Source organism: Anaerovibrio sp., assembly GCF_051866355.1.
Taxonomy (GTDB): domain Bacteria; phylum Bacillota; class Negativicutes; order Selenomonadales; family Selenomonadaceae; genus Anaerovibrio.
In genome coordinates this window covers 1,394-17,382 of sequence record NZ_JBJDWZ010000062.1, presented here as the reverse complement: position 1 = coordinate 17,382, position 15,989 = coordinate 1,394, and the positions used below count along the sequence as shown (strand labels likewise).

13 protein-coding genes are annotated in these 15,989 nt (G+C 54.8%); 12 read left to right on the top strand and 1 reads right to left on the bottom strand.

All coding sequences use genetic code 11. From position 1 onward, the window contains the following. Positions 1–1,009: 1,009 nt before the first annotated feature. The 7 genes from ACI3UA_RS03660 (at position 1,010) to ACI3UA_RS03630 (ending at position 6,939) form a co-directional block, all read left to right on the top strand. Positions 1,010–1,696: a glycosyltransferase family protein gene (locus ACI3UA_RS03660; protein ID WP_439723478.1), complete on the top strand. Its 687-nt coding sequence runs from the start codon at positions 1,010–1,012 to the stop codon at positions 1,694–1,696. 15 nt (positions 1,697–1,711) lie between these two features. Beyond that, positions 1,712–3,493: an O-linked N-acetylglucosamine transferase family protein gene (locus tag ACI3UA_RS03655; RefSeq protein WP_439723476.1), complete on the top strand. Its 1,782-nt coding sequence runs from the start codon at positions 1,712–1,714 to the stop codon at positions 3,491–3,493. A 293-nt stretch (positions 3,494–3,786) separates the two neighbouring features. Beyond that, on the top strand, positions 3,787–3,972 hold the full coding sequence (locus ACI3UA_RS03650) for a YjfB family protein (RefSeq protein WP_439723475.1): 186 nt from the start codon (positions 3,787–3,789) through the stop codon (positions 3,970–3,972). Between the two features lie 206 nt (positions 3,973–4,178). Continuing rightward, positions 4,179–4,469 carry a zinc-ribbon domain containing protein gene (locus tag ACI3UA_RS03645; RefSeq protein ID WP_439723474.1) on the top strand — a complete coding sequence of 97 codons (291 nt, stop codon included), beginning with the start codon at positions 4,179–4,181 and terminating at the stop codon, positions 4,467–4,469. A 152-nt stretch (positions 4,470–4,621) separates the two neighbouring features. After that, complete coding sequence (locus ACI3UA_RS03640) at positions 4,622–5,398, top strand: basic amino acid ABC transporter substrate-binding protein (RefSeq protein ID WP_439723473.1); 777 nt, start codon at positions 4,622–4,624, stop codon at positions 5,396–5,398. A gap of 168 nt (positions 5,399–5,566) precedes the next feature. After that, entirely contained in the window at positions 5,567–6,223 is a 657-nt protein-coding gene (locus ACI3UA_RS03635; protein WP_439723477.1) for an amino acid ABC transporter permease, read from the top strand. Continuing rightward, positions 6,220–6,939, top strand: coding sequence for an amino acid ABC transporter ATP-binding protein (locus tag ACI3UA_RS03630; RefSeq protein WP_439723472.1), 720 nt, complete (start codon positions 6,220–6,222; stop codon positions 6,937–6,939). The genes ACI3UA_RS03635 and ACI3UA_RS03630 overlap by 4 nt, the downstream gene beginning before the upstream one ends. A gap of 287 nt (positions 6,940–7,226) precedes the next feature. Here the strand turns inward: ACI3UA_RS03630 and hpf are convergent, their stop codons facing one another. After that, on the bottom strand, positions 7,227–7,772 hold the full coding sequence (gene hpf, locus ACI3UA_RS03625; RefSeq protein WP_439723471.1) for a ribosome hibernation-promoting factor, HPF/YfiA family: 546 nt from the start codon (positions 7,770–7,772) through the stop codon (positions 7,227–7,229). Positions 7,773–7,955: 183 nt separating this feature from the next. Between hpf and secA the strand changes: the two genes are divergently transcribed. From secA to csaB, 5 genes are all read left to right on the top strand, one after another. Then, positions 7,956–10,496, top strand: coding sequence for a preprotein translocase subunit SecA (gene secA / locus ACI3UA_RS03620; RefSeq protein WP_439723470.1), 2,541 nt, complete (start codon positions 7,956–7,958; stop codon positions 10,494–10,496). 17 nt (positions 10,497–10,513) lie between these two features. Then, positions 10,514–11,620, top strand: coding sequence for a peptide chain release factor 2 (gene prfB, locus ACI3UA_RS03615; protein WP_439723469.1), 1,107 nt, complete (start codon positions 10,514–10,516; stop codon positions 11,618–11,620). Positions 11,621–11,636: 16 nt separating this feature from the next. Then, a complete protein-coding gene (locus tag ACI3UA_RS03610) occupies positions 11,637–12,326 on the top strand; it encodes an LmeA family phospholipid-binding protein (protein WP_439723468.1) in 690 nt (229 codons plus the stop codon). Positions 12,327–12,380: 54 nt separating this feature from the next. Next, on the top strand, positions 12,381–14,429 hold the full coding sequence (locus tag ACI3UA_RS03605; RefSeq protein ID WP_439723467.1) for a DUF5693 family protein: 2,049 nt from the start codon (positions 12,381–12,383) through the stop codon (positions 14,427–14,429). A gap of 111 nt (positions 14,430–14,540) precedes the next feature. Next, the gene (gene csaB, locus ACI3UA_RS03600) at positions 14,541–15,638 is read left to right on the top strand and encodes a polysaccharide pyruvyl transferase CsaB (RefSeq protein ID WP_439723466.1); all 1,098 of its coding nucleotides are present in this window, start codon (positions 14,541–14,543) and stop codon (positions 15,636–15,638) included. Positions 15,639–15,989 lie beyond the last annotated feature (351 nt).

Below are 15,989 nucleotides of genomic sequence, written 5' to 3'. Positions count from 1 at the left end.
AGTGGTGTGATGGAGAAAAGCTATGGAATACAGGGATTGTGAGCTATTGGGGTTTTTGACTGCCTGCGGGACGCCTTACAGGATACTGGTGCTTGAGAGGCGGGAGTATCTGCCCCGGCTGCGTGAGATGTTTCCCCGGGCGGAGCTGTGGTGCGCCGTTGCCGACGGGGAGCTGGCGGCCGAGGGGGATGTGCAGGGGCTTGATGTCCGCTGGGTGTTTACGGATTATTTGTCCGAGCCTTTGCCTCTGGAGCGGGAGTTTTTTGATTACATTGTGGCGGAGGATGGGCTTGCCCAGGCGGCCAATCCTCAGGATATTGCCTCCGGGCTGGGGCTTTATCTGAAACCGACCGGCTACCTGCTGCTGAGTTTTGCCAACATCCGTTATTGGCGGATTATCCAAAACCTCATGGATGGGCATTTTTATCATGTGTGCAGCCGCGCCTTTACCCGTGACGAAATGACGAAGCTCATGGCGGCTTCCTTCTATAAAGACGTGCAGTTTCTGCCGGTCCATGGCAGAAAGCCGCCGGAGGGCTTTGTGGAAAAGCTGGAGGCCGATGGCTTTCAGAATATCGACAATGATTTGCTGGCGGAGGCGTGGCTGGTGCGGGCTGCCAAATCCACGCCGGAAATCATGGAGCTGAAGCGCATGTATACGCCGGAGCTGCGGCAGAGGCTGGCAGTGCTTTTGCGCCGCCTTGAGTACGGCATTGTGAAGGATGCAGAGGGCAGGAATAATCTGCCCGCCCTGTGGCGGCTGTGCAGTGAAGGGCTTGTTTTTCCTGCTTATCTGGCCGCTTTTATCAAGGAAATGGTGGTGCATACCAACAGCCTGCTGTGGCAGCTGTCCGTGTGGCAGAATTCCGCTGTGCCGGAGCAGCGGGATTTTTGGGCGGAGCTTTTGGAGGAAATGCAGGATGTGTACATGGACAGGCAGGATTTTCAGGTGGTTATGAGCTGGCGGCAGGGACAGCCGGAACCGCTGATTGCTGAGCAGGTGCCGGATATGGAGGTGCCGCCGGGGACGCGGATTGCCTTTATAACCTGCGTGAACAGGCCGGAGCTGTATGGGGAGGCCTTGCTGTACATGAAGCAGCTCAGGCTGCCGCGGGGCATGAGTGCCGAGTTCGTGCCTGTGGAGGGGGCGGCCTCTATGTGCAGCGGCTATAATCAGGCCATGAAAGAAACAAGTGCGGCCTACAAGGTGTACGTGCATCAGGATACATTGATAGTCAATAAAAATTTTGTCTTTGACCTGCTGGCGCTGTTTTCTGATAAGTCCATCGGCGCGGTGGGCATGATAGGGGCGCGGAAGCTGCCGGCATCAGGCGTGTGGTGGGATGCCATGCGCACCTGCGGCAGGGTGCTGCATGCCTGCGAGCCGGAGTGCGTGGTGGAAACCACCTGTATGGAGCTGGAGGGCACGTGGACGGATGTAGAGGCGGCAGACGGGCTCCTGCTGGCGACAGCGGTGGACGTGCCCTGGCGCGAGGACTTGTTCGACGGCTGGCATTTTTATGACATCAGCATGTGCAAGGAGCTGCAGAGGCGTGGCCGCAAGGTGGCCGTGCCGCGGCAGGAAAGCTTCTGGTGCATCCATTGTCCGAAGGAAAAGCCGTTGGACGTGTCATACAAGCTGTATCAAAGGCGTTTTTTGCGGGAGTACGGCAGTGAGCTGGCTCCTGAGATATAATAGTGGTGATAGAGGATGGAACTGGCAGTTGTAAATGAGTGGGTAAAATCAGCAGAGGGCTGTTTTGCCCGCGGTGATATGAACAGCATGCGGGCCTGCGGCCAGCAGCTTCTGGAAGAGGTGCCTGACAGTCCGGAAGGGCTGGCGCTGGTGGCAGAGGCTTCTGTTTATCTGCAGGATTTTGACAGGGCGGAGGAATACCTGCAAAGGTTCTGGGCACTGCCCAGCCAAAGGAGTGCCTCGGCGGCAAACCTGCGGGGGCTTTTGGCGGCGGCGGTGTTTTTTGGCGCCCGCTATGAGCTGGACAGGGCCATGCCTGCCTATGAGCAGCTTTTCAGCCGCTATCAGGACGGCATCAGGAAGGGGCTTTCCGCGAGGCATCGCTTCATTTCCGGCCAGCCGGGCTGGAATGAATTTGACAGGCGGCTGGTCATGCGCGGCTACAGCTTTTTTGCTGATACCTGCCTTCTGGCAGGAGAAACGGAAAAGGCGGCCGAGGCGGCCTTTATGGTCAGCAGCATGCTGGAGGACAGGGCGGCGGCAGCCAGTTATTTCAGCAAGGGGCTGTTCCTGAGCAATTACCGGGCGGCTGATTCCCAGAGCCTGGCGGCGAAGCATGCCCAATACGGCCTGATGTATCCGGAGCAGGCAGGCTTTCCCCATGATGTCAGCACCAGAAGAAAGCCCCATGCTCTGCGCATCGGCTACATTTCGCCGGATTTTCGTCTGCATGCGGCGGCGTATTTCTTTACGGCACTTTTGAAGGACGGCAATCATACGGATTTTACGGTGTACGGCTATTCCACAGGCAGGGAGGATCACATCACCCAGCGCTTCAAGAAAATGGCTGACCGCTGGCGGGATGTCCATGGGCGCACGCCGCAGGAGATTGCGAAGCTGATTCATGATGACCGCATCGATATACTGGTGGATCTGTCGGGACACAGCCAGAACAGCTGCCTGCCGGTGCTGGCCTGCCGTCCTGCGCCGGTACAGCTGTCAGGCATCGGCTACATCAACACCACGGGACTGGCGGCGGTGGACTATTTTTTGACGGATGAGTGCTGCATGCCGGCAGGAGAAAGGCGCGGCGGCTTTTCGGAGCTGCCGCTCCGCCTGCCGCACTGCCATCTGTGCTATCGCCCGGAAACCATGCGGGAGCTGCGCTCGCAGGGGCATAATGCACCCGGCATGGAGCGCGGCTACATTACCTTTGGCAGCTTTAACAGCTTCGCCAAGGTCACTGATGCCATGCTGGTGCAGTGGCGGAATATCCTGCAGGCGGTGCCTGATTCGCGCCTGGTCATCAAGTGCAAAATCTGCAGTGTGCCATCGGGGCAGGAGATTGTGCGCCAGCGTTTTTGCAGGCTGGGGGGCGATGCCGGACGGCTGGAGCTGCGTCCCTTTACGCCGGATTATCTCACCCAGTACAATGATATTGATATCGTTCTGGACACTGCGCCCTACAACGGCGGCCTGACCACCTGCGATGCCCTCTACATGGGGGTGCCGGTGATTACCCTGCGGGGCAGGACCCACGGCTCCCGCTACGGAGCCTCCATCCTGACTGCGGCCGGACTGCCGGAGCTGGTTGCCGGCAGTTCCAGGGATTATGTGGCAAAGGCTGTACAGCTTGCCAACAACGGCATCCTGCTGAACAAGCTGCACCGGGAGCTGCCTGACATGCTGCGCAATTCACGCCTGATGGACGGCAAGGCATATATGCAGGATGTGGAGGCCGCCTATAAAAAAATCTGGCAGCGCTATTGCAGCGGCGAGCTTCTGCCGATAAAATAAGTGATAGGTTTTGTAATTGGCAACAAAAAATTAGCATGTTGTGTCAGCAGGGATGTAAGCAGCAGGGCGTGTATCCCGAAAAACCTTTGTTGCACCTCGGTGCGCGGCGGTTGATATGCCGGTGGCATATCAACCGGTACAAGACAACTGCGATGCGTTGTCTTGTACTGCGACTGCGTGAGCCGAAGGTGACGCGTGAGCTTAGCATCCGCCAGGTGCAATGAGGAGCGCGAGCGTGTTTTTGAGGATACTTGCCCTGTGCGATACCTGGCATTAAAAAAGGAGGGACTTTTATGGATTACATGAGCATAGCGGCCATGTCCGTCGGCCTGCATCAGCAGGAGCTTGACATGCAGGTGGGGACATCGGTGCTGAAGATGGCCATGGATACCTCGGAAACGGCAATGCTGGATATGCTGGAAACAATCGACGTATCCGCGCTTACCGGCGTAGGGGGCAATATTGATATTCTGGCATGATTTTTCAGCGGACCGATGCCGTTGAGGTGAGCATAGGTGTGCCCGAAAGTCTCAAAAGAAGAGTTGTCAGAAAATTTTACTTGCTTTTTTTCACGCAGGCAAGTATACTAAGTCGTAGCAGGATGTCTCTTTGTCCACCTGGGATTAGGTAAAAGAAGTAAGCGCACATATGGGATATTCAAAAATAATAATGGGGGATTTTTTTCATGGCATTTGTAGACGAGACTTTAGTATGTAAGGACTGCGGTAAGGAATTCATCTTCAGCGCAGGCGAGCAGGAATTTTACGCAGAAAAGGGCTTTGAGAACAAGCCGGTTCGCTGCCGTGATTGCCGCGATAAGAGACGTCGCAATCGTGAGGGTGGAGAGAAGGAACAGCGCCAGATGTTCACCGTAGTATGCGCTGAGTGTGGCAAGGAGACCGAGGTTCCATTCGAGCCGAAGAACGATCGTCCGGTATATTGCCGCGACTGTTTCCAGGCTAAGAGAAACGGCTGATGTGATCCGGCTGTCTGACAGCGGGAAAATCGCATAATTTTATGTGGCAATGAAGCCCAGGATTCGTGAGTGTTTCTTGGGCTTTATTTTATGGCTGGTGATGTTTGAACCAGTAAAACTATTATTAATATCAGAAACAAGGGGGATTTTACATGGCAAAGAAATTATTGGTATTGTGCATGGCTGCCCTGATGGCTATGGCTGCCCTGGTAGCAGGCTGTGGCGGGGAACAGAAAGCCGCCGAGAGCGAGAAGGTTCTGAAGGTCGGCGTAAACGCTGATTTCGCTCCGTTTGAGTTCCAGGACGAGAACGGCAAGGAGTATCAGGGCTTTGATATGGACCTGATTCGCGCTATCGGTGAGGAAATGGGTTACAAGGTAGACATCAACAATTTGAACTTTGATGGCCTGATTCCTGCCCTGGAGGCCGGCAACATCGATGTCTGCATCTCCGGCATGACCATCAACGACGAGCGCAAGCAGAAGGTAAACTTCTCTGACCCTTACTACAAGTCCGGCCTGTCCATCATCGTGGCAAAGGACAACGATTCCATCACGAAGTTTGAGGACCTGAAGGGCAAGAAGGTTGCCGTGCAGATTGGCACCACCTCCGCTGCCGAGGTAAAGAAGATTGACGGCGTTGATGTGAAGGAGTTCAATTCCTCTGCTGATACCTTTATGGAGCTGCGCGCCAAGGGCGTTGATGCGGTAGTAAATGACCGTCCGGTAAACGACTACTACATCATGAAGAGCGGCGAGACCAACGTAAAGGCTCTGCCTGACCTCCTGACCTCCGAGGATTACGGTATTGCCGTGTCCAAGAAGAACGAGGAGCTCTTGAAGCAGGTTAACGACGCTCTGAGAAAGCTCCATGAGAATGGCAAGTATGATGAAATCTTCACCAAGTGGTTCGGCAGCACCAGCAAGTAATTGCTGATTTGCCTGCATGGCACAGGCTGCGGAACCGGTATGAATAAGGCATAAGCAATCAGAATGCACCGTTGCTTCGGCAATGGTGCATTTTTTTATTTTATTGACACTATGGCGCTGGTTTCATATAATATTTGGGTAATATTTTTTTAGAGGACGTGTATGAATATGAATTTGAATGTTGATCTGATGATCAATTCACTTCCCCTGCTGATTGCAGGTGCAGGAATTACCATACAGATTACGGCCATTTCCGTGGGGCTGGGTCTGATTATCGGCATGTTCGTGGGGATTGCCAGAATTTCCAACGTCAAGCTGCTGCGGGTGCTGTCGGCCATCTATATTGATTTTTTGCGGGGCACGCCGCTTCTGGTGCAGATTTTCCTGATTTATTTTGCCCTGCCGGTGATTCTGGGACAGAGGGTTGATCCCTTCCTGGCGGCCATTACCGCCTGCGGCATCAACAGCGGTGCCTATATTGCCGAGATTTTCCGCGCCGGCATTCAGGCCATTGACGAGGGACAGATGGAGGCAGGCAGGTCGCTGGGCATGACCTGGGTGCAGACCATGCGCTATATTATCGTGCCCCAGGCCTTCAAGAACATCGTGCCGCCTCTGGGCAACGAGTTTATCGCGCTTCTCAAGGATTCCTCGCTGGTGTCCGTTATCGGCTTTGAGGAGCTTACCCGCCGCGGCCAGCTGATTATTGCCCGCACCTACGGCTCGCTGGAAATCTGGATTAGCGTAGCGATTATCTATCTGGTGATGACGCTGACGATTTCCCGTCTGGTAGCATATCTGGAGAAAAGGTTGGATACGAAATGATTGATATAAAGAATTTGCATAAATCCTTCGGGGAGCATGAGGTGCTGAAGGGCATCGACCTGCACATCAATCCCCAGGAGGTAGTGGTTATTATCGGCCCGTCAGGCTCCGGCAAGAGCACTCTGCTTCGCTGCATGAATCTTCTGGAGGAGCCTACCAGCGGCAGCGTGGTGGTGGATGGCGTTGACCTGACCGGGGATTCGGACATCAACAAGGCCAGAGAGGAAATCGGCATGGTGTTCCAGCGGTTCAACCTGTTTCCGCACATGACCGTGCTGCAGAACATCACCTTGGCACCTATCAAGGTGCGTAGCATGGCGAAGGATGAGGCTGAGAAAATTGCCCGTGAGCTTTTGGAGCGCGTAGGGCTGGCCGACAAGGCAGACGCCTATCCGCCGCAGCTTTCCGGCGGCCAGCAGCAGCGCGTGGCGATTGCCAGAGCGCTGGCCATGCGTCCGAAGGTGATGCTTTTTGACGAGCCGACCTCGGCATTGGACCCGGAGATGGTAAACGAGGTGCTGGATGTAATGAAAAGCCTTGCCAATGAGGGCATGACCATGGCCGTGGTTACTCATGAGATGGGCTTTGCCCGCGAGGTGGGGGACAGGCTGCTGTTCGTGGATGGCGGCAATATCATCGAGCAGGGCGCGCCGAAGGATGTGTTTGAAAATCCGCAGGAGGACAGGACGAAGCTGTTTCTGTCCAAAGTCTTGTAATTAATGTATATCATAATCGGGCGGCACGGCAGTACCATTTCAGGCACGCTCGCGCTATGGACACGGGCCTCACGCTGCTAAGCTCATGCATCGCCTGTGGCTCGCATTCGCTAAGAAGCGAGGCTCGTATACATGCCTGTATGGTACATGCTGTGCCGCCTTGTTCGTGGTTATATTTATTGTATTTATCAGGTACGATTATAGACAGCATAAAAAGAGGCATCGGATAATCAGCATCCGGTGCCTCTGCTTTTTTTAGTTATATGCTACATATAGCATGCTGCGCATTAGTATTCGGACTCAATGAGGCCGTACCTGCCGTCACTGCGGCGGTATACCACGCTGACGGTCTCGGTGTCCGCATCGCGGAACACGAAGAAGTCATGATTGAGAAGGTTCATCTGCATGATGGCTTCCTGTACATCCATCGGGCGCACGTTGAACTTCTTCTTCTTGACAACAGGGAATTCCTCATCCTCGTCAGGAATTGCCGGTGCAAAAGGTGCAGCGGCAAAAGCCTCATCCAGCAGGGTGCCATCACGGAAACGTCGCTGCATCTTGGTCTTATGCTTGCGAATCTGACGGTCCAGCTTTTCAATAACCAGATCGATGGATGTGTACATATTGTTAGTCACTTCCTGGCCGCGGAGCAGAACTCCCTGCACAGGAACCGTCACCTCAACCTTCTGGCGCTCCTTCGACACGCTGAGCAGTACGGCGATGTCGCCTACGTCGTTGAAGTAGCGGGTAACCTTGCCGACGCGCTTCTCCACGTAATCCCTCAGGGCAGGAGTAACCTCTACATTTTTTCCTCTAATAGTGAATGTTGCCATAATAACATCCCCTTTCTAGTAGACTATGGTTGTTATATTCGCCGCAGGCATACAAAAACCCTCTTTTTCGGAGAAAAATATTTGTGAAATTTTGACTTATAGTTGATACTTTGATAAACTAATGTAGAGTTTTTGTATATTGTATCTTAATTATAGATGAAACCATAAAATAGGAGTGAGTTCATGCTTGGTATTTTTAAACGCTTTCTGGGCGACAACAACGATAAAGAAATTAAGCGCCTCCGGCAGATTGTGGAGAAGATTAATTCCTACGAGGACAGCCTCAATAATCTCAGCGATTCTTCCCTGACCCGTTATACGGAAAAGTTCAAGGACAGGCTGGCCGCCGGTGAGACTCTTGATGATATACTGCCGGAGGCCTTTGCGGTGGTGCGCGAGGCTTCAAAGCGTGTGCTGGGCATGCGTCATTTTGATGTTCAGATGATGGGCGGCATCTGCCTGCATGAAGGCAGGATTGCCGAGATGCGCACCGGTGAGGGCAAGACCCTGGTTGCGACCCTGCCTACCTATCTGAACGCACTGACCGGCAAGGGCGTTCACATTGTTACGGTCAACGACTATCTGGCAAAGCGCGACAGCATCGAGATGGGGCGCCTGTACAATTTCCTGGGGCTGACCGTGGGACTTATCCGTCATGACATGGATTTTCCGGAGCGCAAATTTGCCTACAATTGCGACATTACCTTTGGTACCAACAACGAGTACGGCTTTGATTACCTCCGTGACAATATGGTGGTAGACCTCAACCAGATGGTGCAGAGGGAGCTGAACTTTGCCATCGTGGATGAGGTGGACAGCATTCTCATCGATGAGGCCAGGACGCCGCTGATTATTTCCGGCCCAGGCTCCAAGTCCACCGACAGCTATGTGAAGATGGCCAAGGCTGTGGAATATTTGAAGGAAGGCACTGACTATACCGTCGACGAAAAGGCCAAGACCGTGGCTCCTGCCGACAGCGCCGTGCCGAAGATTGAAAAGCTGGTGGGGGTAAAGAACCTCTATGACCCGGAGAACATCGAGATGTCCCACTGCTTTACGGCGGCCCTGCGGGCCAAGGCGCTGATGAAGCGCGACCGCGACTACGTGGTGAAGGATGGCGAGATTGTTATCGTTGACGAGTTTACGGGCCGACTGATGGAGGGGCGCCGCTATTCTGACGGTCTGCATCAGGCCATTGAGGCCAAGGAGGGGCTGGAGGTGCGCCGGGAGTCCCAGACCCTGGCATCCATCACCTTCCAGAACTACTTCCGCATGTACAGCAAGCTGTCCGGCATGACCGGTACGGCCAAGACCGAGGAAGACGAGTTCCTGAAAATCTACAAGCTGCCGGTAATCGTGATTCCTACCAACAGGCCGATTGCCCGCATCGACCATCCTGATGTTATTTACAAGACAAAGCGTGCCAAGTACAAGGCGGTTGCCAACGATGTGGCAGAAATTCATGCTAAGGGACAGCCTGTGCTGATTGGCACTACATCTATAACCCAGTCCGAGGAGCTCAGCCATATCCTGAAGGAGCGCAATATTCCGCACAACGTGCTGAATGCCAAGTTCCATGAGCAGGAGGCGGAGATTATTGCTGATGCCGGACAGAAGGATGCCGTTACCATCGCTACCAACATGGCAGGCCGCGGTACTGATATCAAGCTGGGTGAGGGCGTGCCGGAGATGGGCGGCCTGTTCATCGTGGGTACGGAGCGCCATGAGTCACGCCGTATCGACAACCAGCTCAGGGGCCGTGCCGGCCGTCAGGGTGATCCGGGCGAGTCCCGCTTCTACCTGTCTTTGGAGGATGATCTGCTGCGCCTCTTCGGCTCTGACAATATCTCCAACATCATGGACAGGCTGGGCATGGGCGAGGATGACCCGATTGAGCACAAGCTGATAACACGTTCCATTGCCAATGCCCAGAAGAAGGTAGAGGGCAGGAACTTTGATATGCGCAAGCACGTCCTGCAGTATGACGATGTCATGAACCAGCAGCGCGAGGTTATTTATGCCGAGCGCAAGAAGGTCTTGAAGGGCGAGAACCTCCGCGAGCATATCCTGTCCATGATTGGCGGGATTATCGAGGCGGAGATGAACCAGTACGCCAACGAAAAGCTCTACCCGGAGGAATGGTCCCTGGATGAGCTTATCAAGGACGCAGAGAGCATCTATGCGCCGACAGGCAGGCTGAAGCTGGATGAGCTGGAGGAAATGAGCCGCGACGAGGTGCAGGAATTCCTGAACCGGATGGCGGAGGAATCCTATGCACAGCGGGAGCAGCTTTTTGGCGAGGCAAACATGCGGGAGCTGGAAAAGATTATTATGCTCCGCGTAGTGGATAACCGCTGGATGGAGCATCTCGACCGCATGGATATGCTTCGGGAGGGCATCGGCCTTCTGGCCTACGGCCAGCGCAATCCTTTGATTGAGTACAAAATCAAGGGCCACGAGATGTTCGGCCAGATGATAGATTCCATTCAGAACGATATCGCTTCCCTGATTTTCCGGGTGAACATCATCACCCAGGAGCAGCAGGAGGCTATGGAGCGCGAGGCGCAGCAGCGCATGGCAGCGGCAAGGCAGACCCACGGTGACGAGTCCGATGCGGCCGTCAGGAAGCAGCCGGTCAAAAACACCGGCAAGGTGGGCAGGAATGACCCTTGTCCATGCGGCAGCGGCAAAAAATACAAGAACTGCTGCGGCAGGAAAGAGTAAAATAAGGAGTGAATATAATGCTGGAGGATTTGAAGCCGGAAATCACGGCTCTCCAGGGGCGGCTGGCAGAGATGGAAAAGGCTCTGGATGTGGCCCGTAAAGAAGAAAAAATAGCAGAGCTGGAATATAAGATGGGCGAGCCTACCTTCTGGGACAATCCGGAGGAGGCACAGCGCATCAATCAGGAGCTGAACGACGTCAAAATCAGCGTGGACAAGTACAAGGCCATTCTGGGCAAGTACGACGATGTGCAGGTGATGTGGGAAATCGGCATGGACGACAAGGATGAGAGCGTAGAGGCTGATGTCCGCGCCGATATGGATGCCATCAACAAGGCACTGGAAGAGCTGCAGCTGGAGGTGTTGCTGTCCGGCAAGTACGATGCCAACAATGCCATCCTGACCCTTCATGCAGGCGCCGGCGGCACCGAGGCCCAGGACTGGACCAGCATGCTGCTGCGCATGTACGGCAGATACGCGGAGCGTCACGGCTTCACGGTAGAAACCGCTGACCTGCTGCCGGGTGATGAGGCCGGTGTCAAGTCGGCCACCCTTTTCATCAAGGGGCACAACGCCTATGGCTTCCTGAAGTCCGAAAAGGGCGTGCACAGGCTGGTGCGCATTTCGCCGTTTGATTCCGCGGCGCGGCGCCATACGTCCTTCTGTGCCTGCGATATCATGCCGGAGCTGGATGATACCGTGGAGGTGGAAATCAACATGGATGATGTGCGCGTGGACACCTACCGCGCCAGCGGTGCCGGTGGCCAGCACATCAACAAGACTTCCTCGGCAGTCCGCATGACCCATGAGCCTACCGGCATCGTGGTACAGTGCCAGAATGAGCGCTCCCAGATTCAGAACCGGGAGCAGTGCCTGAAGATGCTTCGCGCCAAGCTATTTGAGCTGGAGGAAGAAAAGAAGGAAAAGGAGATTGCCGCTCTGGAAGGCGACCAGCAGAAGATAGAGTGGGGCAGTCAGATTCGTTCCTACGTATTCCATCCTTACAACATGGTCAAGGATCACCGCACCAGTGCGGAAACCGGCAACACCCAGGCCGTGATGGACGGGGAGCTGGATATGTTTATTGAAGCGTTTTTGAGGGCAAAGGCTAATCATCAGCTCTAAGTGTACAGGAGGTTGTATGCGCAGATTTGGTGTTATTTTGGTGGCTGTGCTGGTTCTGCTGGCGGCTTTCAGCCAGCTGGTCCTGCCGGGGCTGATGGAAAGCAGGCTGTCCAGCCTGATACAGAAGGAGCTGCAGGCCGAGGCCGTAGAGGTGGAGCTGCAGTCCCTGCCGGGAGTGCGGCTTCTGGCAGGTCAGGCGGACAGAATCGATATTACTGCCGACGGGGCGCAGCTGGGCGATATCCGGGTGGAGAAGCTGACCCTGCAGGGGGAGAATGTGCAGGCGGATTTTTCGGCTCTGGACAAGCGTGACGGCTCGGCCATCAGGTCGGCAGGCAGGCTTGAGCTGACGGGAACCATTACCAGTCAGGCCCTGCAGGATATGCTGGAAAAAAAGCTGGACAAGGTGGAAAATCTCACTGCCTCCATGGACAGGGACAAGCTGACGGCTTCCGGACAGGTGAAGCTCATCGGGCGCATGGCCGATATCCATCTTGAGGGCAGGGTGCTGGCAAAGGACGGCGGCCTGTATTTCCACATGACGCAGCTGGACATAAAAAATGCTGTTTTCGGGCAGGCTGTGCTGGGCAATTTCTTTGGCGATATCCTGCTGTTTGATATGTACAATTCGCCGGTCAGGGCGGAGATTGACGACGTGGAGCAGCACGATGGCTATGTGGTCATCAGGGCTGTGGCAGGCAGATGATATGGCAGAGGACGGCATTGCAGGCGGGATGTCCCGCGATAAGGATTTGAAGAGATGAAGCAGTTCAAATATAACAAATTTTTAATATTGCTGATTGCAGTCGGCCTGCTGGCTTCGCTGGTGATTGACGTGGAGCGTTATCAGGTGGAGCGGCAGAATAAATCCATTGAGCTGATTATGGATTATGAGGATTTGGTAGAGCTGGCCGAGAAGGAGGGCGCCGCGCCGGAGGCCGTGCTGGCCAAGGCAAAGGAAGCTGGCGTTACCTCGCTGGCCGTCTATGAAACCACCTTCAAGAAGCTGAATGTCAACGGCAAGGCTACCGCGGTCAACGGCAGCACGATTTTGTCCAACTACCAGAATGGCGGCATCAGTGATGAGGGCTGGCGCCGGCTGGTGGAGACCGGACAGATCAAGGGAACCAACGTCTATGTGACGGGGCACCATCAGCAGACCTTTCAGGAGGTACACGAGGATTTGGTGCGCCGCCTGGGAGCTGACAGGGTAAAGGAAATGACCATCAGCGGCCAGCGGGTGCTGGAGGTCAGGGCCAACTACGAAGAGTTTGAAAAGATGGATTTGGGCATGCCGACAGATGAGATGCAGGCTGTCAATGATGCAGGCTTCTATGTGCTGGCGCGTCCTACCAATTACCGCCAGTGTACCCGCGATGACATTGACGCTTTTTATGACCGTCTGGATGGCTTCAGGGTGTCCGGCATAGTCTTCTCCGGTTCCCAGACCCTGGGTGCGCCGGATGAGTCCGAGTATATGGCGGAGCAGATGCTGCAGCGCGATCTGACGCTGGGCATGATTGAGGGGGTAACCCAGCTGCAGTTCTTCCATCAGGATGGCATGCTGGAGATTGCCAAAGCTATGGACTACAAGTCTGCCCGTCTGTATTCCATTCCGAAGGACGAGCAGAAGAAAATGAAGATTGATGAGGCGATTGACCGCTGGGGCACTACGGATGACGAGCGCAACATCCGCTTCAATCTGCTGAAGACCTTTGAAAAGCCGGCACCGGGCATGACCCTGCTGGAAACCAACATGACCTATGTAGCCGGTGTCAGGGACAAGCTGGAGGCACAGGGCTTCACCATGGGCAGGGCAGGCGTGTTTGAGCATTTCTACCCGTCAAGCCTGCTGCGTGCGCTGGTGATTCTGGGCGTCGTGGCCGGCGGTATTCTGTATCTTACGCTGGTGATACCGGGCATGCGGCCGAGGTATGTCTATGGCATGCTGCTGGTGCTGGGACTGGTGACGCTGGTGCCGGTGCTGATGGGTCATGGCAACAAAATCCGCGTGGTCGCCGCCCTGGCGGCAGCCAATGTCTTTCCTGCTATTTCCGTGCTCTGGATGCTGGACCGCATCCGGGGGCGCATCGTGCGGGAGAGGTGCGGCCTTTTGCGCATGATTGGCACGGGTATTGCCGCGCTGGCTGTTTGTGGTATAATGTCTTATGTGGGGGCGGCGTATCTGTCCGGCTCCCTGGCGGATACGGAGTATCTGCTGGAAGTGAATATTTTCCGCGGCATCAAGCTGACCTTTGTTCTGCCGATTGTGCTGGTGGCCATCGGCTTTTTGCAGAGATTTGACGTCTTTGACGGCAGGATGGATGATACGGAGGGCTTTTTGGAGCAGTTCAAAAAGATGCTGGACACCCCTGTCAAGGTGAAGACCCTGCTGGGACTGTTTCTGGTGCTGGTGGCAGGCGTGGTCTTTGTGGCCCGTTCCGGCCACACCATGGGGATGCCTGTGTCCTCCCTTGAGCTGAAGTTCAGGGCATTTCTGGAACAGGCTATGTATGCCCGTCCGCGCACCAAGGAATTCATGATAGGGCATCCTGCCTTTATGCTGGCGGCTATGGCCTGGTTCCGCAAGTGGCCGACGATGGTGCTGTTCGTGCTGGTGCTGGTGGCGACTATCGGCCAGGGCTCCATGGTGGAGACCTTCGCCCACATGCGCTCACCTGTGTTCATGTCCTTTGCCAGAGGCATTGGCGGCCTGATACTGGGTGCAGGCGTGGGAGCCATTTGCATGGTGCTGGTGGATTTGTGGATTAAGTATGTGGCTCCGAAGCTGGCGACGGAGAAAAAATAATATTTTGCTGTTGATTTTGCTGCAGAAGAAAATCTGTTGCAGCTCTATGGCCATAGCTTTTGCTGTGGACTTTGGAAGGTTTAGATGATTTAGAAGGAATGACAACAGAGCATGAGTAATGTTGTAATTTCCGGATATTACGGCTCCAGGAATGCCGGCGATGAAGCTATGCTGGCGGCTATGGTAGAGGTTTTATCGGATTTGAATCCAAAAGTGAATATAACTGTTATATCTGCCGATCCGGAGGATACAAGGCGGCGCCACAGCGTGAATGCTGTGGGCTGGCTGGATCTGCGGGGGATTTTTGCTGCCGTCAGGAGCGCTGACCTGCTGCTCAGCGGCGGCGGCAGCCTGCTTCAGAATGTTACCAGCCGCAGGAGCCTGTACTATTATCTGCTGATTATCTGGCTGGCGGAGCTGGTGGGGACGCCTGTAATGCTCTATGCCCAGGGGATAGGGCCAATTAATGGCAGTTTTGCCCGATGGTTTATGGGCTATATTGGCAACCGGGTCAGGATGATTACCGTGCGGGACAGGGGCTCACTGGCGGAGCTGAAGGCGCTGGGCATCACCCGGCCGCCTATCGAGCCGACAGCAGACCCTGTGCATGCCATCCATCAGGTGGACAGGGAAAAGGGGCGGCAGATTCTGCAGCGCTACGGCGTGACGGTGGGAGAAAAGCCGCTGGTGTGCATCTCTGTCCGCGAATGGTGCGGCATGAACCACTACAAAGAGGTGGTGGCCCGGGCGGCAGACAGGATTGTGGAGGAATTCGGGGCGCAGGTGGTATTTTTGCCGATGCAGTATCCGGAGGATGTGCGGACAGCGGAGCTGGTGGCGTCCATGGCAAAGAACGAGATGACGGTACTGCCGGAGGAATACATGACCAGCGAGCTTTTGTCTATCGTGGGCAATATGGAACTATTGATATCCATCCGTCTGCATGCCCTGATTTTTGCCGGGGTGATGGGGGTGCCGATGATTGGCATTTCTTATGACCCGAAGGTTGATCGCTTTTTAGAATCCGTAGGAGAACAGCCGGCAGGCACGCTGGAGGATGTGGAGTTTGAAAAGCTCATGGAGCAGATTCGCGGCAAATGGAACGGCAAGGCCGGGTTCAGCCAGCAGAATGAGCAGCTCTTCGACGATTTGCGCCGTCTGGCCATGCGCAATGCGGAGCTGGCCTACAGCGTGATTGGCAAGGCGTGAATGCTTGGTGCCTGGTGATTGATGAGCAATTATTAATTTATACGTTTATACAAAATCCCCGGATTCATGATTTGAATCCGGGGATTTTGCTGTGCTATGCGGGCTTACTTCATTGAAATGCGTTCCTGAGATAATTATGACTTCGTGCGTGTGCGTTTATGTGCCTGACGGCTATCTGCATATACTCACGCAGAAGGCAGCAGCTCATCCATCAGCTTTTTCTGGTAATCCGGGTCGGAGGTGGCACGTGTCAAATCGTCAAAACGGCCAGCCCGGATAAGGATGCTGTTCAGGGTGTTGATATTGTTGATGCCCTGACGCTCGCCTTCAAGCCTGCCCTCAAGCCTGCCC

What these genes read in the sequence shown, in the direction of transcription:
- ACI3UA_RS03660 (WP_439723478.1), top strand. Translation starts at nt 1,010, where the DNA reads ATGGAGGTGCCGCCGGGGACGCGGATTGCCTTTATAACCTGCGTGAAC.
- ACI3UA_RS03655 (WP_439723476.1), top strand. Translation starts at nt 1,712, where the DNA reads ATGGAACTGGCAGTTGTAAATGAGTGGGTAAAATCAGCAGAGGGCTGT.
- ACI3UA_RS03650 (WP_439723475.1), top strand. Translation starts at nt 3,787, where the DNA reads ATGGATTACATGAGCATAGCGGCCATGTCCGTCGGCCTGCATCAGCAG.
- ACI3UA_RS03645 (WP_439723474.1), top strand. Translation starts at nt 4,179, where the DNA reads ATGGCATTTGTAGACGAGACTTTAGTATGTAAGGACTGCGGTAAGGAA.
- ACI3UA_RS03640 (WP_439723473.1), top strand. Translation starts at nt 4,622, where the DNA reads ATGGCAAAGAAATTATTGGTATTGTGCATGGCTGCCCTGATGGCTATG.
- ACI3UA_RS03635 (WP_439723477.1), top strand. Translation starts at nt 5,567, where the DNA reads ATGAATTTGAATGTTGATCTGATGATCAATTCACTTCCCCTGCTGATT.
- ACI3UA_RS03630 (WP_439723472.1), top strand. Translation starts at nt 6,220, where the DNA reads ATGATTGATATAAAGAATTTGCATAAATCCTTCGGGGAGCATGAGGTG.
- hpf (WP_439723471.1), bottom strand. Translation starts at nt 7,772, where the DNA reads ATGGCAACATTCACTATTAGAGGAAAAAATGTAGAGGTTACTCCTGCC.
- secA (WP_439723470.1), top strand. Translation starts at nt 7,956, where the DNA reads ATGCTTGGTATTTTTAAACGCTTTCTGGGCGACAACAACGATAAAGAA.
- prfB (WP_439723469.1), top strand. Translation starts at nt 10,514, where the DNA reads ATGCTGGAGGATTTGAAGCCGGAAATCACGGCTCTCCAGGGGCGGCTG.
- ACI3UA_RS03610 (WP_439723468.1), top strand. Translation starts at nt 11,637, where the DNA reads ATGCGCAGATTTGGTGTTATTTTGGTGGCTGTGCTGGTTCTGCTGGCG.
- ACI3UA_RS03605 (WP_439723467.1), top strand. Translation starts at nt 12,381, where the DNA reads ATGAAGCAGTTCAAATATAACAAATTTTTAATATTGCTGATTGCAGTC.
- csaB (WP_439723466.1), top strand. Translation starts at nt 14,541, where the DNA reads ATGAGTAATGTTGTAATTTCCGGATATTACGGCTCCAGGAATGCCGGC.